Raw genomic sequence first — 23,070 nt, forward strand, 5'->3', positions numbered from 1 at the left:
ATATTAATTATGCATAATTGAAATATCAGATGTTATGCCAATAGAAAGTATAATGTGAATGCTGATGAAAGCCTAATGACTTATAAAAAGAGTTATCAGAAATAACGTATGCTTTTTTAGCACCTAAGGAGTAGCATCTTTTTAAGGCTTCTAAAACCACCGCTTTACCAAGCCCCTTATGTCGGTACTCTGGGATTGTACATACAGGTTCAACGTAAGCATAATCAGTTTTTTGACTATACCATAAGCCGCAGTATGCAACATATTCCCCATCTTCATTTTCTGCAACAATATGTAGGAATGAATTCAAATTCGTTGCTGACAACATTACTTTTTGCTTATTCATAGTAGTTTCATCAACAGGTACATGTCCTTCGTTGTCAAATGCCTTCCATAGCAAATTATGATGCTTATATAAGTCCTTTTTTATATCAATATTTTTTACTGTTACACCTTCAGGAGTTATAAAATCAAGGCTAACATTCTCTAGTGTAAGTTCAAGTATGTTTTCAGTCAGATCATTCTTCACAAATTTATTACTGCGTAATAAGTCTAGAGTGTGAGTATCTGTATCATTCACCGCTATCCCAAGGCCATTTTCATTACTGAAAGTAGCAATGGCATATTCTAATATATCTTTTTCTAATTCTCCAAACCCTTGTTTAGTTGCAAAAAATGCTTCGCCAAAATAATGGTCGTAGGTTGCTATACCTACTAATTCATCATCACAATACCATAATCCAATTTTATCCATTAAGTCTCTGTTAAATTCAGGGTGAAAAAACATCCACTCCCATCTTGCCCAATTCCAATTTATATGTCTACGGTCATCTTTTGATAATTCAATCAAAAAATCACAAACTTTATCATAATAAGAATTATCAAAATTTCTAAATACAATGTTCATTTCAATCCCCCATAATATATAAATTATTTTTACGTCACAATGAAATACTATTGCACCCAAATACCTTTAATAAATTATACGCTATCATTCCAATAGTTGGGTTGGGTGATAAAGATTAATTATAACTGAAGGGATTTCTGTTCCGTTCGCTAGAGTAGATGCTATTATGATGAAAGGGTTTTATGCTCTTGCGACAATTTCTTATAACATTCGCGCATTCCTGACGTTCAAGCGGCTTAGAAAACAAAAAAACACCGGGAAACCCCGATGTTATGCTATATTTTATGGGAAGTTAGGTGAATATAGATGCCATAATTTTATTCTTATTATGCTCATTTATCCGTGTTGAGAGTTTCTTTAATTTGCGGGATAGATAATCCGTTTGATTTCAGTTCTTTAATTAAAAGAATGCGCGCGACAGTTTCCTCTCTTTTATATTTGCGTGTCAGATTCTCTTCCGCCTGTTCAAAAGGCAGCATACCCTCTTCTGTATAAAATTTCAGTGTGCTATAGCGAGAATCCGTAAGCCGCACTAATTCACCTATAGATACGATATTAGAGGCCAATATAGTCTCCATGGAACGTTGTCTTGACATGATTACCGACTCCTTTAAATTGGGAGTCTCGGGAGTAGACGCACACCATGAATTGGCACTCTCCCGTAAATGGCATGCGGAATCGCTTCGTAAACAATATTATCTATTTTAATTGTCTGCCCTTCCCCTAACACCTTAACCGCATGGCCATTGGACTCTAACCGCATCCTCACATCGTGTAGTCTTTTTGTTGAATTAGAAAGCATCGCCTCCGTATCAATGAAAACAGATTGCGAACGTTCAAGGATTGGAAATAGAAAATTCAAACCGCTGCCCACGGGTGTCTTTACTGCCGCTTTTTTCATACGGAGGAATTGTTTTATTGCTAATTCTATTCCGTGATGGATTCGGATTGGATATACTGCTTTTGCCAGTGGAGTACTTTGATATAATTTATACATTCTTGCACTCACCTTTTCTAACTCATTCCGCGAAAAAAAATCATGCATACATCCGCTTTCACGCAGGAGCCAAAGCATACAGATTGTCTCATCTGTTACTGGGCCATCTTCCAGAATTTCTGCTCGAATATTCTCTGTAATCCTTGTATATTCCTGAATATGGCTACGATATTCTTTGATCTCAACGCCTGCGGAATGAAAGTACAGGTCGCACCCCAAAAGATGAGGGATTTCTTCAAGTAAACCCATTTCCTTTAGAGAATCTGATACCGCGTGTTCAAACTTTATTAATTTTCTTTTGGAAAGCATGGAAGCCCTTTTCAGCCACCAATTCAGATCACCCATTACCCCAACATTTTTGTGAACTAAGGGTTTTAAAATCGTTTCCTGGTAGAGCATTGTATGAGATTGGTTAAGTACATCTTTTTTCAAAACTAATGTATTCTTAGCTTGTGTAAAACCGCTATCTAAGTAGACCTCTAAAATAACCGCTGCTGCCATACAACGAAGAGCCACTTTCTTTACATTAGTCATCTCAAGACTTCTCTGCGCATTTAGCGCTATCATTGAAAAGTTTTGTGCTAATTTTAGATCTGTCATAGTAATCCTCTCCTACTCATTTTCTTCAAGCGATCTGATGTTTACTTTGTATGAGGAATCATTTGGATCTTACTTACTACTTGCTACTTACTACTTACTACTTACTACTTATCACTTAATATATAAGTTATTTATTTTGCTTTGTCAAGTATTTGGCACTTAATAATTTAAATAATTTGCAATACTAACCGCAGGTGATGCTGTTTTTGGCCGTATGTACAGTTGAAATGCTCTATAAATAACGATATTACCTTTCTCTGTGAGGGTATGTTTTGGAAAATTTAAGCTCGATTTCAACGAACTCGCCAAACAAAAAAGACAACGACATAACTGTCATTGTCTTTTATTGTTCGGTGGAGCCTAGGAGAATTTGTTATGCTCTCATAGGTTGATTACGGGAGAGTGATAAATAAGTTATAATAAAACCATGGAGCGGAAGCGACGATGCTGAAAAACATGGTTATGAGATGTCCTAGCCTTCAAATAAACACCCTCAATTTATATTGACATTAATGCTCCAACCGCTCCGCTGTATTCACCATTTCGAACAAACAATGGACTTGCTCCCCTAAGATTTGTATAGTTAGATACTACTTCTCTGAGAATTTCATTATGGATAAAAGACAATCCTATATAGACTATACTTGTAGTCCCATATGAATCAGCAGCAAGGACGCTTGTAGTTGCCACTGTTTCCCCAACTAGTCCAATAATGGATGCCAACAAATCTTCTTTTTTTGAAGGTAACTTCAACATCTGTACATTCCCAAAATTACTTGCTGTTAAATCTCCTGATATTGGAGACTCAGACCCTTCGTAAATATTCCTTACTTTAAGGTCAATATCGTCTCTATTACCTTTTTTCGAAATATTAACTATTTTATTATATTCTTCTATGTCAGTTAATAATAAGGATAGTCCCATCATTGTGCCTCCCCCAACACCAGTTCCACCAACACGCACGTGCCTACCTGAATCGAAAAAGTGGATTGAAGTCCCCGTTCCTACATTCGTTAGTATAAATGATTCCAAAGGTGCTCCCTCGAGATTTAAGAGAAATTGTATTCCCCGACAAGTTGCATCGAATTCAACAATATTCTTTGTTTCATGTTTAAGTAATGATTGCAAGTGAGACCCTTTACCACCAGTGAGACAAATTGTTGCTTCTTGAAAATATTCATTAATCCATAAAGCTGCAACTCCAAGTTCCATTGAATCAAATACACGGTACTCTATTATGCTTTGGTTCATATATGCAATTTTTATTAACGAACCTCCTGCATCAATACCCACTTTCACTATATTCAGTGTTTTTCACTCCTATCATTCATCGCTGGTGTAAGATCTTTAAACTTTATTATTTTTAAGTCAATCCGCTAATCGAGCATATAGAAAAATTATGATCTTATTTGTTTCGACTTTTTTTTGCGGGGATTTCTCATAACGTTTCCGTGTTCACGACGCCTATTCACCTTAAGCTACTGGAGTCGTGCGATTAGCAAGATCTCGGCTGGTCGCGACGGGTTAGCTGAATGGATGTGGCATACTGCCCTCCGACCAGTGCCATGACCGAGGGCGCACACCCCGATGCGTGAACATATTGTTATATGATGTCCACCACCCCTTAATTTCTAAATTTATATTGGAAATCCAATACAACTGTATTGATGATCTTTATCAAAACCTAATTTCTCTGCTAATTTTATTGAGCCTTCATTATCCATTGAACAATCCCAATATGCTGTATAACCGTTCTCAATAATTTCGTTTACTACTCTAGCAGCCAACTGATAACCAATACCCTTCCGTTGGTGTTCAGTTAAGGTTTCAACACCAATTGCATGTGTTTCATTAGTAATAAAACTTGAATAGCAAATACCTACTATTTCATCTCCCTCCAAAGCGATACATCCAAACCCTTTCGAAAGAAATTGTTCCTCACTGTCCCAGAACAGATTAATATGACTTTGTAGTAGTTCTTTTCTTTTAAACTCTTCATTAATGAATTCACGTTTACCTAGGGTAATGAAATTGTACCCATCTATTTCACTTATAATTAGTTTTTCTTTGCTATCAACGTATTTGTAAACAAATTGCCCCCACCTATTTATTACTCTACTCGAAAAAATATCATCTAGTTTCCATTTTCCCGAATTTCCTGAAGCCTCGAAATAATCTAACCCCATACCCCGCATTCTTGGGGCAATAATTGTTGTTATATTTTCATTAATATCTTTCAAAAAATCATGATTATTCTCATTCCCAATTAAATAAAAGCCTTTGATCCCCTTACTCCAAACCAATGCTGTTTCAGGAATTAATTTATCATCAATAAATATCCAACCAGGGTTATTCTGCTCAATAATCGATACTATCTCGGGATGATTATACCCCGTTTCAATAAGAAATTTGACTTTATAATATTCGTGCTTACTTAATTCAAACATTAATATTCTCATTCCTTTTCAAGAATAAATTTTCTTGGTGACCAAGGAGCGAATGCGACGATACAGGAATGTTCTGTTAGGTGATGTCCCCGGCTTCCTGAAGTACTGTCAGATTCCTATTTCTTTAATATGTCTCTCAATTGATTTGCATATTTCATTGGAACTTCGTATCCCTGGCTTGAATTTGATTGATCTACTAATAATCCTTTCATTGATCTATCTGATCCTAGGGACAAATGATAATTCTTTGTTGTATTGTTAGAGCTGGTAAATGTCAAATTGTATTCTGCAACGTAATCTAAGTTACCTAACATTTTTATTGCATTATTAATTGCTTCTTCAAATATCTTAATAGATTGTGTATCATCAAAATATTTACTCTCACATAATTCATCATTATTAGTTTGAAGACAGTCAAGCCTTATAGAGCTAATCGAATCATTTGGATCTGTATTATTGTTACATCCTGTAATAAAAACTAAGATCAATAAAATAGCTACTAAATATCTTGTATTAATATTTATCAACTCTTTCCAATATTCTTTAGGTGTTATCGGATGCCTCTGCCTCCTGCGAATTACGTATAAAAATAAGTCATTAATTCCTCATCATATCCTTGTCCTTTATATTCCAAGGCGTTTTTCTCTATGCCATATGTTTCAAATCCTAACTTCATGTAAAGCTCAATTGCTACCCTATTTAAAGTTACAACACAAAGATTTATTTGTTTCAAACCTTCTAATCCGCTCCCTCTATTAATTACTTCTTCTAGTAGCTCTTTAGCTATTCCTTTGCCTCGGTATTCAGGAGATACATAAACTCCCCAAATTATTCCTTTATGGTTAAATTTAATTCCTTGTTCTCTTCTAAATCCAATCATACCTACAATTTGGTTACCTTCTTTAAAAGCTCCCAATATATAATTGTCGCTCTCATTCATTATTCTATTTTTAACTTCTGATATCGGAGTTTGTGCCTACACTTCATATGAGGCTCCGAATACTTCTGGATTCATTCTCAATGCTTCCAATCTTAACTTCCAATATACTTCAACGTCTTCCTCATTTATGTTCTTTATATAATACATCTATGAAATTTCCTCTCAATGATATTATTGTCGCAGGGGTATCCGATAATATTCTTGAATTCACGACGTCCATGCCCCTCAGATAGCTCTTATCTTAGGGGCATGGATGTGTCCGCCTGATTCCTCTTCTTCGAACTTCATCAGGCGGACCGAGGTCCGAATAGCCCGAAGCTTAAATACATTGCTATAGGATATCAGCGACTTCTTCGAATATACTTATACAACGCTTTCCTCAACTATTGTGCCTCGTTTGATCAATTAATTTCTATATTTTTCTTCAATAATTTGGTCTATTTGGCTAATAAAATCTCCCGTGAGTTCTAGTTGTTGAGTAGCAAATTTTAAATCACCATAACCTTCAATAGCGTAATCTAAATTACCTAGTGTAGACATCAATATGCGGGCGGTAATGGCAAAACTAAATGCTTTTGGATCAACGACGATGTCTTTATTGCTCAATATGTATCTAAAAGTTGGCTCCTTAAATCCATTAAACAAGGCGAGATTACCAACAAATGATGCTAGGTCCCAGTAAGCGGGCATCAATGATACATCCTCAAAGTCCGTCCAAATCCAGCCTTCAGAACTTGGTACTAAGTTTCGAGCATGGGCATCTCCATGACACGGTATTAGCAACCTTGTTTCTAATCGCATTTGTTTATCCACTTTATGAAACAACTTTAGTAATGCTTGTATACGTTGGTCAGAGCGTTTCATCAATCTCGCAGCCGATTGACTAGTCCGTTCCCAAACACCAAGCACTGGAAGTTCGTCAGAAAAGTCCTTCATTGCTATGGAGAGGCCACTTACCAGTCCAACGGCTTCACTCGGTGATGGTCGTTGTAATTGTATAGGAGGCACATAGTTCCAAAACGTCATCCATGTCCCATCAACGTCGTATGGTCCTGCATCAACAAGATCAGTAGGTAATAAGACGGGAACGTTCTTGATTTGAAGGTGACGTGCTACCTCTAATTCTCGATAAAGTCTCTTGTATGCGAGATCCGCTTCTTCCTTTGAAATGACATTGGCTAATCGGGCAACAATTGAATGGGGAGCCAAATGAATAATCAGGTTGCCTCCATTACTAAGAACAATAGGTGTAATTTCAGCTAAACCATTTGTCTTAGCAACAAATAACACTTGAGAAACTAGTTTATCTATATTTGACAATGCAACATCTCCTTAACTAAAAAAGATATAAAATTAAAACTTTAAAAATAATATCGAAGTGTTAGTGTGGCTATGGAACATTTTATTTAGTTTTTTTCGCTGATTTCCTATAACGTACCCGCATTCCTGACATTCAAGCGGCATAAGGACCTTAGGATCCAGGTGACTCTGCCACTTAGCCAGTTGGATGTGTCTCCTGAATTCATTTCTCCGATATCCCTCTTGGCGACCGAGGAGCGTCAGCGACGAAGCGAGAATTCATTGTTAGGTGATGTTGTCAGACATCATTGAGTTAACTTCCAAAAATTCTTTAGTTCTCTCAGTATACTGATCCCATAAATAATCTTTGTTTTCAATAATTAATTTGGGGATCTCCCATTCTTCAAGCAATGATTTAATAAATTCTTGATTCGGTTTCCAGTCTCTCTCAGCCTCATCTAAGCCTTCTTGAGTATGTAAAGAAGGTATCCATTCTACACCTCTTATCTTACCAATCATTTCCCAATTTCTTCTAACCTCTAATTGATAGATATAAATGAGAATAGGGTTCAAACTACTTAATATATCTACTAAAAGGTTAAATAGTTCCTTTATCTTAAGCTGGTTCATTCCCATGTTATATGCAAAACTTAATGTGTCTTGAAACAATACACTTTCTATAATAATAATTTTCGATTCATTCCTATGTAATTCTACAAATCTATTAAACAATTCAACTACTCGATTAAAATAATATTCTGCTTCCTCTTCATCTTTAAAGGTTGTAAATTTACGCTCATATATAAATAGTGGGTGGTTTTCAGTTAATTCATGATAAAAAATATTGTTTATTTCTTGTTTAGTCAACTCTTTAGATATCATTTCCGAAAGTATTGATTTACCAGAACCTGGTATACCATCTACTATGATTAGTTTGTGAGGGTTCATATATTTCTCCTTTTTCCGATATTTCCTTTTCCATATATTAGGATCTGACCATTTGCCTTTGATTATTCTAAATTATAAATTAATTCATCAACTTTACCTGGTATTTCTGCTGTTCCATTTGATTTATTACTCATGACATGTGCTCTAATACTACTCTTTACATATACTGAAGAGACCATCATTGCACCTGGTTCACCACCCATAACATAATACTTAAATATTTCGTCACCAATAATAGTCATCCAAACGCCGTAACCATAATTTCGAAAATTATCTGTTTCGACTTGTGGCGACAACATTCTTATGGTTGTTTCCTCCTTTAATAATTTATGACCCATAAGTCCTGACCAGAAGTTATTTAAATCATAAGTTGTAGTATATGCCCCTCCATCCGCTCCACCGATGATAGGCACTGAATATATATTCGTTCTCCATTCTTTGCCCTTTTGATCCTCAATGTATCCTATTGCTGTTCGATTAGGTAACTGATCCATTCGGAAGTATCCAGAATCTGTCATATCACACACATCTAAAATATTTCTTTGGATATATGCTATAAAATTCATACCACTTATTTGCTCAACAATTAGGCCAAGCAGAATAAAACCAGCATTACAGTATGAGAATCGTTCGCCAGGTTGAAACTTCATTTCTTTTTCTTGAAACAAGGGTAAAAAGTCTTTAGAAGTAAACACCCGATACATCGGATAATTCTCCCACAACTTTTCATAATCCGTCATGAATTCTTCATCAAAATAGTCAGGTATACCCGAAGTGTGGGTGAGTAAATGATGGATTGTAATATCACTACTGAATGTTGGAAATGGAATGTCTATGCACTCTTTAATTAATGTGTCAAAAGTAATAAATCCTCGTTCCACAAGTTGGCATATCGCTACTGCTGTAAATATCTTAGAACCTGAAGCCACTGTGAATCTGGTGTCCATTGTGTTTTTAATTAACTCTCTTCGATCTGCATAATCGTAGCTAGATTTAAAAAGATCATTTCCATCTCTCTTTATTAAGATTGAACCTGAGAATTTAGAGATTGCTGTTTCAACATCTAGTAATTTTTCTAATTCTTTTGAAATTTTCATTTGAAGTTTCCTTTCTATGTTTAAAAGTGGTTCCGCAGCAGGAAAACGGTGTTAGCTAGTGTCACTGCCTTCTTCGATATTGCTTAATGGTATTCCTAGTTGTTCCTTAGATACGTTGCAACCAGGCAAAAATTCATATATCTCAGGTTGCCAGGTTAGTGAATGAAACTCATCTATATCATCAATTATGTATTCTCTTAAAATAATGTCCTTATAGTCAATCTTAAAAACGTTTTCTTCCGAAGTGGAATGAATATTTGAGTTCATCATTTATTTCCCTTATTCATATTTGGTAGAATGCCCCACCACTTATAATAATAACAAACCGTCTGAGGTCATGGCTGGTAAAGATTAATTATTGCTAAACTATCCTACCGTTAGGTGAAAAGCATCTATGAAATAATGGCTTATAGAGGTTTTTATGATGTTCGCTGATTTCCTATAACGTTTGGTATTCATGAAACGACCCAGCCTTAGATAACCTTATCTTAGGCTGGGTCATTTGTTGTCTAATATCATTCCATAATTATACATCTGACAACCGAGGGGTGAAATCCCCGCTAACCTCACTTCCTGAATTACCTCTAGCGGACCGAAGGACGAATGGCCCGATACGTGAATGCGGTTTTAGGCGAAGGTATTGCCTTCTTTAATAACATCGTGTATCTGAGCTCTCAATAAATAATAAGTCTTCTCTTTCTTAAAAATATAATCTTTTGAATAGCATGCATAATATCCATCTAACCTGACATCTAATTCAAACACTTCATATTGTTCATCTAGTAACTTCTCTATAAGACTAATTAGCTCTCCGATCCTCTTATCTCTTGATACTACTAACATCTTAATCTGTTTTTTATATTTTTCAGGCTCTCTGTTATATTCACTTAGATAAAAGAACTCCTTAAGTTCTGATTTTAATCGTTCTCTCCAATTGGTAATTTCAATAAGTTTAAAACAATTCACTTTTTTTGGTGTTGGGAGCCAAGATTTTGCTTCATTATCATAGAATGCTCTTAAGTCAGATAGAAATAAATTATGTATTGGTTGCCCAATAAACTCAAAGTATGTCGATACACAACTATCAAAATATTCACATTCGTCTTCTAAAAATATTTGAATTACTTCGATTCTCTCCATCTATGTTCTCCTTACTTAATATTATTCTTTACAATACTTTCGGCTAACGTTTAGAGGTTCACGACGGACGCCCACCTTAGATAGCTCTTATCTTAGGTGGGCGTCTGTGTTGGTGAGCTTACTTCTTTGTTTCCACTTCTTCCAACCTAGGGCATATGCCCGCAGCGTGAAACTTGTGTTATCTGCTGTTACCGACTTCTTCGAGATTCCTCAATGTATGTATTTTAGTCTTGATTGTTTTGCATTATTACTTCTTGTTCCTGAGTTTTTATCGTTATCTCAAGTCCACCGAATTTTGGGGCAAAGAAATTATAACTAACTCCTAACAACATACCTAACAATCCGTATAAACCTATTATAATGAATGGCATCACAATGAAAGGTATGACTGCAACAACAATACTCTGATTTCCTGAAGCTATCCCAATTATCAAGGATAAAACTCCAATTACAAACATCAATCCCGCTGGAATGCTCGCAATATATAGTGTGGTTTTAAACATACTCTTTACACCAAGTGATTTGATTTCGATTTTCATAACAGTAAGTCTCCTTTAAATGATTTGATTACTATTTTTTAAGTTTTGGTAATTGCAGATAACGTTCTGTGTGTTCCTGAACCCGAAAGGCTGTAGAAATGCTTTGTTATCGGATGTTATTACCACCATCTATTACTATCAAATGAATCAGTGATATCATTCCCAAGATGTATATTCCTCTAAGAAAAACTCCCCCTAGGTTAAATCTATGAAGCATGATCTGTAGTTGAGCATCTGTTATAACCCAATTTGTAAGTACCCCCTATTCATATCGTGAGCTTTCATATCTTGATAGTCAGTTTGAGCTTAGAGCATCATTCAACAATAAAGGCACTCCAACCGAATTAAGGTATGGATTGCCTTTATTATTATAAATTGTTTACTGAATGATAGTCTGCACGCGTCCAACTTGACCGCTAGTTAATCTAACCTTAATGCCATGCGGATGCTTCGGTGAGTTGGTCAATAGATCCTTAACGATGCCTCTCGTTAACTTACCTGTCGGTTGATCCTGCTTCAATACAATATCTACCTCTAGCCCCGGACGAATATTAGCGCGAATTTGTCCATTCATTGATATTCACTTCCCATATGTCTTTTAGTAATGAGGTTCATAACAAGGAACAATACAGGAACCACTCCGTTTATGCAAATGGTGACGAATTATTATTGTTTTTGGAAATTCTCATCTGCTGATAATCCAAGCTTCTTCAAAAGAACAATCGCATCCTTCTTCTCAGCTTCATTTAACCCCTTAACCGCGTTGACAAGAACCTTCTGATGCTGAGGAAACATTTGTTCAATAAATGATCTTCCTTCTTCAGTCAGATCTGCGAATATCACTCGTCTATCATCTGGTGATGCAATTCGAATCAATAAATTTTTCTTTTGCAATTTATCTGCAACATATGTAATATTCCCACTGGAAATAAGAACTCTCTCACCTATTTTTTGTAATGGTTGAGGTCCTTTGTGATATAACAAATCAAGAACACCAAATTCAGTAGAGTTAAGTCCATAGCTGTGAATACTTCGTGTAGAATGTGCAATTACAGAGTTGTAAGCACGCGCTAATACAATAAATAAATCCAGTGAAAGTCCATCCCCTTTATCCCCCAAGGATTCATTCGAATTATTCATGTTGTCATTCATGATAGAAACCTCCAAATAAATTATCTTAACACCAAGATAATACAATCGCTATTTGATGTCAAATGTTCCATTTTCTATAAGAAACGTTTTACAATGAAATAACCTATCCATACACCTAACAAATTAAGAATAACATCATCTATATCGAAGCTTCCTACCCTTAATACCATTTGACAGAATTCTAGCACGATCACACATGGCACAAATAATAAGGCCAGTCTCATATATGATCTTAGCCTTTTACTTAGGATAGGTAACAATAGACCAAAAGGTACAAATACACCTACATTACCAAACAAATTAATAAACCACGTCGAAGTAGAAACTTCATTATGGTGACGTACATATAAGCTTATCGTTTCGAATGGCATGAGATTATAACTAAGGGGAGCCCCTACATGGCGAACACGACCGAAACCTATAAACATCCAATACAGAAGACATAAACTATAGCCTAACATCACAGTCTGTAACATTACCCTAATAAATAATCTAAACATGTTACTTTCGTTCCATAATAGCTACAGAACCGTCTGAATGACCGATTACAGCAACATCCGCAAGTCCAATAAATAACCCATGATCTACAACCCCAGGTATACGTGAAATATCATTTTGCAGATCGGTTGGTGAATTGATACTACCAAACTGGCAATCTGCGATATAATTCCCGTTATCCGTCACCGCTAATTTCTCGCCATCTGTACGAAGCTGCGGTCGACATCCTAATTGCTGCAATGAGTTAAGGGTCCATTCTACTGCAAAGGGTATGACCTCCACCGGTAACGGAAAGCGACCTAGCTTGTCCACAAATTTACTCTCATCGGCTACAATAATTAATGTATGACTGTGGAAGGCTACAATTTTCTCTCTTAATAAAGCCCCTCCACCACCTTTGATGAGTTGCAAATGTGAATCTAATTCATCAGCGCCATCAATCGTTAGATCTAAGTGATCAATCTGGTTAAATGGAATCATGGGGATGCCAAGCTCGACCGCATGCCTTTCCGATGCTTTGGAAGTAGCTACGGCTTGAATAGATAACCCTTCTTTGACTCGTTCACCAATCTTTTGAATGGCCCAATAAGCTGTAGAGCCTGTTCCCAGACCAATTTTCATCCCATCCTGAATATACTGGACAGCGTGTTCCGCAGAAATTCTTTTCATATTCACGTCTAACGCACCCCCGTTCAAGTTATCCAAACATAGTACAGAGCAACGAGCTCGCTCTTAGCCCTGCACCCTAGGGTGAATCAGGTCAAGAACGAGCTCAACTACCTACGTATTATTTAAACTCTAACACAACGGAATCCGCTTTAGGTTCGTATCCAATGTTCATATATATACGATTCGAGACTGGATTACTCAAATCTGTATATAGACTAGTAAATTGATACGGACCACGCAACATATTTCTTGTTAGCGTTGCCACACAAGAGCTGGCATATCCCTTATTACGATGCTCAGGAGGTGTATATACCAAATTAACTACCGCTCCATGTAAGGTTGGTCTAGTCTGCTGAGCCATAGACACAGGTTCACCATCATCTATCCATAGATAGATCGCTGATTTGTCAGTAGCATTCTTAGCCATCTTGATGGCACGATCTATGGACATGACCTCCAACGCTAGCAGCAAATTCATAAATCCATTGACCCAGCAGTGGAATATCTCTAAACTCAGCCGCTCTAAAAATACCAGGGCTCAACTTGATATCCTTCACTTCGGTGCAAGCATATATCCGTTGATCCATTTGTATTTCATAGCTATGACCGGTAATGAATTGCCACTCCTTAGCAAAGAGAAACGCCGTCTCACGTAAAGCAATGACACTAGGAACAGAGATCACCTCTTGTTCCACAATGTACTGAATGGCCTTAGAGCAGGCCTCAGTAACAAGTTCATCATTCACCCCCTTTTCGCTATTGTAAATGATTAGGTGCTCCAACGTTTTGACTAAGACTAGGATATCTTGCTCATCGTTACTCACCACTGCCATGAAGGGGAGCGGACCTTCAGGTTGTGCGTCCTTGACCGCATACTTACATGACTCGACCAGACGATAGATAATACCTAGTGGAAGATTATTAAGCATTTCATTTTCCAGTAGCACAGGTTCAACACGATTCAAGAAATCGGATGGATCGCTATAACTGAGTACATGCATAATTTAATCTCCCTTCATTAGCCATTTTTCTACCATAGCACAAATAAGGATAAATATATAGAATGAACTAAAGACGAACCCTTATATTAAGATTCACTTTAGAATCTATAGAACTTGGAGTGCACAAACTTTAATTCATTCTATGTAGCAGCAGGATATTTTATCCTTTTCATACGATTATCGTTGGGCTAACTCTTGCTCTAGTTCTGTGATCATGTTCTTCTCATCATCATTTATAGCTGATTCGTGTTTAGAAGCACTGGATGACAACAGATTCTTCTGGACCGCATGTCTAATTTTGTGAATCATAACATTCTTAGCCTCTTGTAATTTCAGCTCACCCCTAGTACCTGTCACACGACAAAGATAAGCATGTAGCTCTTCTTCCCCATCCCTATAGGATACATGAAACAACGGTAGAAGTTGTGACTGTTCTCGATCTGTCCATTGATCTGTAAGGTGAACAGTATATTGTATTGAAGAAGATGTCTCCGTACTAATTAACCCACGTTTCTCTGCTATAATCTGTGAATTTTTTCGTGCCAACATACCAGCTGCAACCAGCAGTATAATACCGACTACTAATGCAACATATATCACGCTGTACACTCCTTTTTCAATCTATATTATAATCCTTATTCTTCTATCAAAATATTAACAAGTGCTTGTCTTAGCTGCTCCCTGTCACATGGAGAGTTATCAATGGTCGTTGATGTAAGAGTCAGCTCCGTCATAATTTTCTCTTCCAATTGCTTTCTAGCATATAACACTTTCAAAGTACCCTCAATGCCAGAATACCCATGTGCTTGTCCATATCCCTGCGATGTATAATAATTCATAAATCCGCTAGACCATTCAGCAGGCCATTCTGCTACAGCTTTATTGAAGGTAACATCATAATCCTGCTGGTCCATATAGATGAGTAGCGGATTAAGTGGTGCTATAGCTTTCTCTAACTGTTGCACATAATGAAGGGATTCCTCCGATCTTCGATTATGTTTGATCATACTAACCGTTACGGGATTCTGGATAAAGCAACACTCAAACACATAGACTTTATTCTGAGAAACAACTGCTTCTGCGAACTTGTTCCATTTAGCTGAAATTAGTTGCATGTGGCGTTCAATGGATATCTCGTAAATATCTTGCTTGCAAAGATCATCCAGTAGCAAGGGAGGTAGTTGCTCGGGATCATCTTGTTGTATTTTACGATAAGGTAAGAAATAATTGCCTTCTTCATAAAAAGCTCTAGTACACAGAAGCGTCTGATGTTCCTCATGTTTATGGCACAGTGTCTCCCACTCCTCAGGAGTGAAGCTGGAAACGCCCTTATAATCTGCCGGATGATCAAGATCATCTTCTAGCACCAGCACAACATTCTTACCATGCTCTTTAAGAATATCAGCAATTAGGCGGGCCCCTGTTGATTTACCAGAGCCTGGCATTCCTTCTACCATAATTAGTTGCGCATTCATTTATGATCCCCCCTTGAAACATTCTATCATGGAAATAGAGCAGATACATCACATTAGGAGCGATCACTACGCCCCCAATTTTATGGAACCCTTGATAAATCCAGTATGGTTCTCGATCTAAACTGATCTTATACAACATTTCTTGGCTATAACTATGATATTCAGCATTGTAATAAATAGATCCTCTATGAACTTATGCGCCTTGTCTCCATTTCAACTCTTAAAACACAAAAAAACAGCCTATCCTTATTCAGGAATGGCTGTCTTCGAAGGAACTAATCTATATTATCATTCTGCTTTGTTTATCGGTTGATCGTCTACGTTAATATAGAGAAGGCATCTGTAAGCTCTGCCACTGTTCTATACGTGTAAGTCGGATTACACTCTAGCAATTCTTCAGAATTTCCATACCCATATTCAACAGCAATAGACGAGATCCCATTGTTATTCGCTCCAATGATATCATGTTTCCGATCTCCGATCATGATCGTTTTCTCTTTATTTAGTCCCTTATCCACAATAACGCTTCGAATAATAGAAGTTTTATCTGCCATCGTTCCATCGAGATTGCTACCATATATAGCTGCGAAATAATGATCAATTTCGAAATGTCTTACGATTTGCTCAGCGTATACCGTTGGCTTCGAAGTTGCAATCATAAGTGTTTTTCCTTGATTAAGCAGCATTTGCAATAGCTCAGGAATCCCTGAGTACACTGCGTTATCGAACATTCCTTTGTCTACGAAATACTCTCTGAAATAAGTAACAGCTTGGCTAACCTCTGCCTCAGCGAAACCATAAAAATCTGCAAATGAAACGGCAAGCGGGGGTCCTATAAACATCTCAAGCTTGTCTAAATCAGGCTCATGAATATCAAATTTAGATAACGCATACTGTACTGATTTCGTAATTCCTGACTTAGGGTCTGTAAGTGTCCCATCTAGATCAAATAAAATAATTTCAGCATTCAAGATCATATCAACCTCTTTTCTTAAAAAATTAATCCACTCAGTACGAATAATACATTCATGATGAAATGGAGAATGATCACAGGAAGCAACCCTTGGGATCTAATCGCAATTCCGCCTAACATCATCCCTAATAATGCGAATAATGCACATATACTCCAAGAGAATCCCAATGAATAATGGTATATCCCAAACATAATACTGCCTATTATTAATCCCTGTTTCTCACCTAGCCCATCAACAAATCGAGAAAGTACATATCCTCTCCAAAGAAACTCTTCTAGAATAGCGTTAATAAATGCGAAGACTAATCCATACAGAAGAAGTGAGAGAAAGTCTTCTCGTCCCCACTGAATAACTGGGATAAACGACGATATCATGACGATCACACCTACAAGTAGAAATCTCCACATCCGGTCCTTCAATCCAACCCATATGAATGGGAAATGAATGGGACCGGTAAAGCTCCCATAGGCAAAGTAACGTGTTTGAGCAGGACGAAATTTATCCCATAGCATAAAAGGCAGAAGGAACCCAATGAGGCTAAGCCGTGATATAGCGATAACTAACTCTTGTGTAAGGTTAGCATACGTTAGTAAGGTAGTCATCGTTGAATCCAAATACACCGCTGTCCAGTAACCTATAATATATATAACACTCATATGTACAATGTTCCTAATCCCTTGAGAAACAGGTGCATAACATGATATCAGCGCTATCCCAATCGCTAATATCAGGCTTTCCTTAATCGTTATTAATTGAACAGTAATTCCTGTGGCAATCATAAAGATACAAGCACTATATAACCAAACATTCGTTCTAAGCTTCGCTTTACCTTTGGACATTACGGCTCACCTTCAGGTAATTTACTCAATTGAACGCGCGCTTTACCCATAAGGAATACAACAATAACAGCCACACCAACAGGAATTAAAGCAATATAGAAGATATGAGCTATCGATGTTGACATGGCATTCACGATTTTATCAAGAATTTCAGCTGGAATCTGTGAACGAACACCCGCTTGAAAAATTTGCTTCGGATCTTCAAAATTAGACAATGCGGAGGAGGCATCGCCCATTCCCCTGAAATTCTCTGTAAGCTTACTTGTGAACACAGAATTCTGAATTGTACCAAAAATCGTAATTCCAAGCGTCATCCCGAGCGAACGAAGAAATTGATTCGTCGAATTCGCAGTTCCTCGGTATCGAGGTTCAAGATTATGTGTTGAAGATGTTGGCAGAAGGGAGAAAGAGAAGCCCATTCCGAATCCAACGACGATCATAGCCATGGTTAAGAAGGAGCGAGCCGTCTCCGGAGTCAACGTACTTAACATAAACATACCGACGAAATAAGAAACCACGGATAGAAACATTAAGTTACGATAGCTCGTTTTGGCTACAAATATTCCCCCTATGGAGCTACCTACGACAGACCCTAGCATCATAGGTGTTAGAATTAACCCCGCATTCGTAGCGGATCCGCCATAGACCGCTTGAACAAATATCGGAATATAAACCGTCATAATGATAAAAGTGCCCCCATATAGAAAGGCTAATATTTGGGTTGTAGCAAATAAGCGACGTTTAAACAACCAGAAAGGTACAATAGGTTCTTGTGCTTTCAGTTCAACAAAGAAAAATACGATAAAAAATACAACAAAACTAGTAAATAATGAAATAACAATGGAGGAGTTCCAAGCATACTCTTTGCCTCCAAGCTCTAGAGCAAACATCAAGCTAATGACTGCAATAACGAGAGTTGCGGCACCCCACCAATCAATCTTTTGTTTCACATGCTGTTTAGATTCATGATAAGAACGAATAATAAATAGCAAAGCTACAATCCCAATAGGAACATTGATGTAAAATATCCATTCCCATCCAATGTATTGCGTAATATAAGCACCAAGCAACGGACCTACGACACTTGCCGCTCCGAATACTGCGCCTAATAAAGCCGTCATTTTACCACGATTCTCAGGAGGGAATATATCAAAAATAATCGCAAAAGCTATTGGCATCAACGCGCCGCCACCAATGCCTTGAATGGCACGATAAATGCTAAGTTGCTCGATGCTTTGGGCAAAACCACACAATATAGAGCCAAATAGAAATACCACGATCCCAAAAATAAAAAACCTTTTACGTCCATACATATCAGATAACTTACCGAAGATCGGCATACCTGCCATCGTAGTAATCATATACGCTGACGTTACCCATATAAATTTATCAAAACCTCCAAGCTTAGACACGATAGTACCCATAGCTGTAGCTACGATGGTATTATCAATGGCCGCCATAAATATGGCGAGCAATAGCCCTGCCACGACTAGCTTAATATTACTTTTTGATGTTTCCACGCTTTCAGTTCTCCTTTTGTTATAATCTTATATCCTAATAGGATTCTTGTGATTATTATACCTCTCACAATAAAACAAAAGCACTACAACAAACAAAAAAACAGCACCCATGAGCAAGTGCTGGATCTTATTTCTTTATACAATTCATGTTTAAGGAATAAATTGCTGAACAATCTTAACTACTTTTCCATCATTCACCGTTAGATGATAAGGGAATACGCTAGCATCTAACAGTTCATTGTTGTGATATATGGCTTCAAATTTATGTAATGAGACCGGCTCATTCCACTCCACTTGAATGCTTTCGTAAGTACCATCGTGGTCATAAATTTGCATCAACACTTCAGCATCTGCAGCTACTTCTAACTTCTGTAATTGTGGATCGTCGTTGATCACATAATATCCATCAGGGGGACCCGTCATGTCGCCCGTATCTTGCTCACGTTCTAGAAACTTCTCATTCGCAGCTTCACCTTCATACCACTGGATGTGGTCTGCTTCAATATATAAATGACCATTCTCTTGTACTATACTAGTAATCATTGCAGTGGATGTATCATCCTTAGGTTCAACAGGCTGATATCCAATTGCACTTGTCGTAGTAATAGATGTTAAAAGAACAATAACCATTATCGTCATAAAGAGTGCTGATTTTCTCATCATAATTCTCCTTTACTACTTACATTATATAACTCTATATTGCTCATTACCCTTACTCAGAACTTCAAAACGCTAATTTAAAATGTTTATTTTTTATCTTCCTTAATTATATACGAACAATAGTGACTAAACGTTGCAATATAGTTACAAGGAGGTTATATTTTTGTGTTTTTAATCACAGTTTCCATTGTCAAAAAGCCCGCAGCTTACACGGACTAGATTGGACCCTATTTGATGTATATGTGAGCCTCATTCGGGATAGTCGCTAGTTCCCACCTGCTCGGGTTGTCTTCTGATCTGCCTTCATCGTGAAGCACAGCATCAGACCTATACAATACACGAAAGCGCCAAAACAATAAGCCCCAGTATAACCTCCCATTTGATCGATTATCCATCCAGCCAACCCAGGTCCAATCATTTGACCAAAAGCATAAAATACAGAAATAAATCCAATAGCTACAGATATATATTTTTGCGGAACCTCATGAGAAGCACTTACCTGAATCAATCCTAAAACTCCTCCCATTGTGGAACCCCATATGACTGCTGAAATCATAAACCCAGCCAAATTATTCATGAGTAAAGGAACTAAATTTCCAATAATGGCGCATGATAATGCTATAAGTAATGCTCTTCTTGATCCGATCCGATCTGAAATGATTCCCCAAATCGGTCCCCCAACAATAGAGAATGCACCTGCAATAGCAAAGGTAGTTCCTGTGACGGAATCGGAAATTCCAATTTCTTTCATAAACCCCGTCTGATATAGATTTGGAATTAGATACACTATACCAACCGCGAAATAAAGCCAAGCTATTTTCATTAGCCTTTTATTTTGTAACCATTTCGGTTTTTCTTTATCATTACTATTATGTTCTGTCACGGGTGGGTTTCTCAAAATAAACGTAGCTAAGATAAGAACTAACAAAGCAATAAGTCCAAATACGAACCACACTGCACGCCAACCTAAATCTGGCCATTGCCCCATAATATAGGGAACAAGAATTCCGCTCAAGAACATCCCTAAACCCGCACCACTTAGCAGAAACCCTAACACAATCCCCCTTTTATTCGGAAACCAACTAATCATAAGCGACATCAATGGCGTAAACACTAATGAACTGCCCGCACCAATAATGAGCATAAGAAGAGCTGCCCACCAAAAGGAAGTCGCCGTGGCAAGGCCCAGTAAACTGACTACGACACTCCATCCACCTATAAGCAATACCGCTTTGGCTCCCCAGCGAAATGCAAGAATACCCGATAAACCTACGGTTAACAAATATCCTAAGAACATAATCGTTCCTAACATACCCGATTGTGAGACCGTTAAAGACAACCCTTCCTGCATATAGGGGAGAACCGCTCCATATGCGACCCTTGCCAATCCTGTTGTTGCCATAATCAGAAGCAACCCTATCATTACATTTATCCAAAAGGGCTGCTGTGCCTGTTCAACTTTTTTAACCATTCTATATTTCTCCTTTGTTGTGTCTCTTTTTATTTTCCCATTGCCTTCATGGTTCCATCAATCCCATCCCTAACTCCATATTACTATCGCAGAACTCCATGCATCTACCTGTGCGCGGAGTCTATTACTGGTTATCGGGATAAGACATTTTTTCTTCCCTCATTACACAAAAAGAAGAGGCTGTCCCAAAAGTAAGTTCTAGCTCACTTTGAGAACAGCTCGCTTAAGAAAAAAATGAAAAATGGCGGCGTTAGGGGTGCTATCCCTTCGCCGTCATTGCTTGTTTTTGGTCTACTGCCGCCTTTTTGAGCAAATTATGGGCAAGCGAAAGCCATCCGACCTCAAGGCTTACCTTCGGCAAGCCGCGAAGCAGAAAACGCCGGAATCCCCGGTTATTCTTCATTTGCCCAAATACGCTCTCCGGCTCAATCATCCGCCGAACGGACAGGGCATAACCTTCCTCGCTCCGGAGTCTTTCTCGTGCATGCTGTTTGTAACGCAGGTACCTCAAACTGACGCTGATTTCCCGATTTCCTTTCGCTTTCGTGCAAGATGCTTTGAGTGGGCATCCTTCACAGCTCTCACTTCTATAGTGCCTCTTCCGAATTTCAAATCCGCCTTCCGTCGTTTCCTTGCTCTCATACCGGAAGATTAACTTACGTCCTGCCGCGCATGTCCACGTATCCTCGGCTTCGTCATACTGCCAGTTGTCGATTTTGCTAATATCCTTCTGCCATGTCCTTGTCTTTTCCTTATGATACGTGCTGTACTTTACCACAGCCTCAAGCTGTTCACTTTCCAAGTAAGCGTAGTTTTCTTCCCCGCCATATCCGGCATCCGCGATCACCGTTCCCGGCAGCTTGCCGAGGGTGGCTTTGACTTTCTCCAAATGGGGTTTTAAGCAGCGCGTATCGGTTGGACGCTGATGCAGACTGTAGCCGATAATAAACTGATTTTCTGTTCCAATCTGCACATTATAGCCCGGCTTCAGTTGGCCGTTACGCATATGATCTTCTTTCATCCGCATAAACGTGGCATCCGTGTCGGTCTTGCTATAGCTATTCCGATCCTCAAGAATCTCTTGTTGGACTTCGTATTTTTGCAGACGAGGAAGCAGGTCTTTACGGAGAATGCGTACCGCTTTTTTGAGCGGCTTGTCCTTTGGATTTTCTTGCAGTCTGGTTTCTAATTGCTGAACGGCGGATGCTAGCTTTTCGCTGGTTAGCGAAGAGGTCTCACCAAGCACTGCGAGGTCTTGAGCAGCCAGTTCATGCTCTTCTTGCTGCTGGGCCTCTTCGATGGTCGCGAACAATGTCTGTACCTTCTCTTGCAACTTCGCTTTATGTTTTACGACGGCTTTGCCCCAGACAAACGTATACCGATTGGCATTCGCTTCGATTTTGGTGCCGTCAAGAAAATAGTGCTCAAGCTTGACGTAGTTCTCCTCAACCAGGAACTGCAGAACGGTGGTAAAGATAGCCTCGAGCACGTTTTTCATTCGCTCGGAACGGAACCGGTTGATTGTGCGGAAGTCCGGACGTTGCCTGCCTGCAATCCACATGAACATGATGTTCTCGCGGACGGCTTTGGCGATTTGGCGAGAGGAATAGATCCGCTGTGTGTAGGCGTAGATAATGACCTTGGCGAGCATCTTGGGGTGATAGCTGTCTCGCCCACCACCGGGATATGCTGACTCAAAAATAGCGTCGTCTAGCCGGTTAATGGCTGCGTTGACGACGCGAACCAAATGATTAGGAGGAATGTCTTCTTCCAAGTCCATTGGCAGGCAAAGTTGTCCATGGTATATTGAATGTACAAAGAAATCGTTCCTTTCGAAAATGGTGGGTGTTACTTCCATTTTATCAAAGAACGGTTACTTTTTGATCTCCACAAGACA

27 protein-coding genes are annotated in these 23,070 nt (G+C 38.3%); all 27 read right to left on the reverse strand.

Features of this window, described 5'->3' with window-relative positions:
• Positions 1-25 precede the first annotated feature (25 nt).
• Positions 26-907: a GNAT family N-acetyltransferase gene (locus tag UB51_RS13460; RefSeq protein ID WP_044877734.1), complete on the reverse strand. Its 882-nt coding sequence runs from the start codon at positions 905-907 to the stop codon at positions 26-28.
• A 332-nt stretch (positions 908-1,239) separates the two neighbouring features.
• Positions 1,240-1,503: a helix-turn-helix domain-containing protein gene (locus UB51_RS13465; RefSeq protein WP_044877735.1), complete on the reverse strand. Its 264-nt coding sequence runs from the start codon at positions 1,501-1,503 to the stop codon at positions 1,240-1,242.
• 14 nt (positions 1,504-1,517) lie between these two features.
• A complete protein-coding gene (locus tag UB51_RS13470) occupies positions 1,518-2,504 on the reverse strand; it encodes a hypothetical protein (protein ID WP_044877736.1) in 987 nt (328 codons plus the stop codon).
• A gap of 498 nt (positions 2,505-3,002) precedes the next feature.
• Positions 3,003-3,797: a type II pantothenate kinase gene (gene coaW, locus UB51_RS13475; RefSeq protein ID WP_234405439.1), complete on the reverse strand. Its 795-nt coding sequence runs from the start codon at positions 3,795-3,797 to the stop codon at positions 3,003-3,005.
• 344 nt (positions 3,798-4,141) lie between these two features.
• Positions 4,142-4,951, reverse strand: coding sequence for a GNAT family N-acetyltransferase (locus tag UB51_RS13480; RefSeq protein ID WP_044877738.1), 810 nt, complete (start codon positions 4,949-4,951; stop codon positions 4,142-4,144).
• Positions 4,952-5,067: 116 nt separating this feature from the next.
• Positions 5,068-5,478 (reverse strand): YhfM domain-containing protein, encoded by a 411-nt coding sequence (locus UB51_RS13485; protein ID WP_044877739.1) that lies wholly within the window; start codon positions 5,476-5,478, stop codon positions 5,068-5,070.
• A 50-nt stretch (positions 5,479-5,528) separates the two neighbouring features.
• Positions 5,529-5,915, reverse strand: coding sequence for a GNAT family N-acetyltransferase (locus UB51_RS13490; protein ID WP_324607781.1), 387 nt, complete (start codon positions 5,913-5,915; stop codon positions 5,529-5,531).
• 381 nt (positions 5,916-6,296) lie between these two features.
• Positions 6,297-7,211 (reverse strand): phosphotransferase, encoded by a 915-nt coding sequence (locus UB51_RS13495; RefSeq protein WP_044877740.1) that lies wholly within the window; start codon positions 7,209-7,211, stop codon positions 6,297-6,299.
• A gap of 264 nt (positions 7,212-7,475) precedes the next feature.
• Positions 7,476-8,138 (reverse strand): P-loop NTPase family protein, encoded by a 663-nt coding sequence (locus tag UB51_RS13500; RefSeq protein ID WP_044877741.1) that lies wholly within the window; start codon positions 8,136-8,138, stop codon positions 7,476-7,478.
• A gap of 62 nt (positions 8,139-8,200) precedes the next feature.
• Entirely contained in the window at positions 8,201-9,235 is a 1,035-nt protein-coding gene (locus tag UB51_RS13505; protein WP_044877742.1) for a serine hydrolase domain-containing protein, read from the reverse strand.
• Positions 9,236-9,286: 51 nt separating this feature from the next.
• Complete coding sequence (locus UB51_RS13510) at positions 9,287-9,505, reverse strand: hypothetical protein (protein WP_199924933.1); 219 nt, start codon at positions 9,503-9,505, stop codon at positions 9,287-9,289.
• Between the two features lie 357 nt (positions 9,506-9,862).
• Positions 9,863-10,375 carry a hypothetical protein gene (locus UB51_RS13515; protein ID WP_044877744.1) on the reverse strand — a complete coding sequence of 171 codons (513 nt, stop codon included), beginning with the start codon at positions 10,373-10,375 and terminating at the stop codon, positions 9,863-9,865.
• 224 nt (positions 10,376-10,599) lie between these two features.
• Positions 10,600-10,914: a hypothetical protein gene (locus tag UB51_RS13520; RefSeq protein ID WP_044877745.1), complete on the reverse strand. Its 315-nt coding sequence runs from the start codon at positions 10,912-10,914 to the stop codon at positions 10,600-10,602.
• A 379-nt stretch (positions 10,915-11,293) separates the two neighbouring features.
• Complete coding sequence (locus UB51_RS13525; protein WP_044877746.1) at positions 11,294-11,488, reverse strand: YwbE family protein; 195 nt, start codon at positions 11,486-11,488, stop codon at positions 11,294-11,296.
• A 92-nt stretch (positions 11,489-11,580) separates the two neighbouring features.
• Entirely contained in the window at positions 11,581-12,066 is a 486-nt protein-coding gene (locus tag UB51_RS13530; RefSeq protein WP_445322326.1) for a MarR family winged helix-turn-helix transcriptional regulator, read from the reverse strand.
• 74 nt (positions 12,067-12,140) lie between these two features.
• Positions 12,141-12,566, reverse strand: a complete 426-nt coding sequence (locus UB51_RS13535; protein WP_044877747.1) for a VanZ family protein — start codon at positions 12,564-12,566, stop codon at positions 12,141-12,143.
• A 1-nt stretch (position 12,567) separates the two neighbouring features.
• Entirely contained in the window at positions 12,568-13,239 is a 672-nt protein-coding gene (rpiA, locus tag UB51_RS13540; protein ID WP_044877748.1) for a ribose-5-phosphate isomerase RpiA, read from the reverse strand.
• Between the two features lie 112 nt (positions 13,240-13,351).
• The gene (locus UB51_RS13545) at positions 13,352-13,684 is read right to left on the reverse strand and encodes a GNAT family N-acetyltransferase (protein WP_160297269.1); all 333 of its coding nucleotides are present in this window, start codon (positions 13,682-13,684) and stop codon (positions 13,352-13,354) included.
• The gene (locus UB51_RS13550) at positions 13,653-14,234 is read right to left on the reverse strand and encodes a hypothetical protein (protein WP_044877750.1); all 582 of its coding nucleotides are present in this window, start codon (positions 14,232-14,234) and stop codon (positions 13,653-13,655) included. Before UB51_RS13550 ends, UB51_RS13545 begins: the two co-directional genes overlap by 32 nt.
• A 177-nt stretch (positions 14,235-14,411) precedes the next feature.
• Positions 14,412-14,834, reverse strand: a complete 423-nt coding sequence (locus tag UB51_RS13555) for a hypothetical protein (protein WP_044877751.1) — start codon at positions 14,832-14,834, stop codon at positions 14,412-14,414.
• A gap of 35 nt (positions 14,835-14,869) precedes the next feature.
• Positions 14,870-15,709, reverse strand: a complete 840-nt coding sequence (locus UB51_RS13560; protein ID WP_044877752.1) for a P-loop NTPase family protein — start codon at positions 15,707-15,709, stop codon at positions 14,870-14,872.
• A gap of 317 nt (positions 15,710-16,026) precedes the next feature.
• Positions 16,027-16,686 carry an HAD family hydrolase gene (locus UB51_RS13565; RefSeq protein WP_082063143.1) on the reverse strand — a complete coding sequence of 220 codons (660 nt, stop codon included), beginning with the start codon at positions 16,684-16,686 and terminating at the stop codon, positions 16,027-16,029.
• A gap of 14 nt (positions 16,687-16,700) precedes the next feature.
• Complete coding sequence (locus UB51_RS13570; RefSeq protein ID WP_044877753.1) at positions 16,701-17,522, reverse strand: CPBP family intramembrane glutamic endopeptidase; 822 nt, start codon at positions 17,520-17,522, stop codon at positions 16,701-16,703.
• Positions 17,522-19,042: an MDR family MFS transporter gene (locus tag UB51_RS13575; RefSeq protein WP_044877754.1), complete on the reverse strand. Its 1,521-nt coding sequence runs from the start codon at positions 19,040-19,042 to the stop codon at positions 17,522-17,524. The genes UB51_RS13570 and UB51_RS13575 overlap by 1 nt, the downstream gene beginning before the upstream one ends.
• 150 nt (positions 19,043-19,192) lie before the next feature.
• A complete protein-coding gene (locus UB51_RS13580; protein WP_234405441.1) occupies positions 19,193-19,705 on the reverse strand; it encodes a hypothetical protein in 513 nt (170 codons plus the stop codon).
• A gap of 262 nt (positions 19,706-19,967) precedes the next feature.
• On the reverse strand, positions 19,968-21,173 hold the full coding sequence (locus UB51_RS13585) for an MFS transporter (RefSeq protein WP_044877756.1): 1,206 nt from the start codon (positions 21,171-21,173) through the stop codon (positions 19,968-19,970).
• Between the two features lie 259 nt (positions 21,174-21,432).
• On the reverse strand, positions 21,433-22,953 hold the full coding sequence (locus tag UB51_RS13590; protein WP_144407019.1) for an IS1182 family transposase: 1,521 nt from the start codon (positions 22,951-22,953) through the stop codon (positions 21,433-21,435).
• Positions 22,954-23,070 lie beyond the last annotated feature (117 nt).

Origin of the sequence: Paenibacillus sp. IHBB 10380 (genome assembly GCF_000949425.1) — a bacterium.
Classification (GTDB): domain Bacteria; phylum Bacillota; class Bacilli; order Paenibacillales; family Paenibacillaceae; genus Paenibacillus_AQ.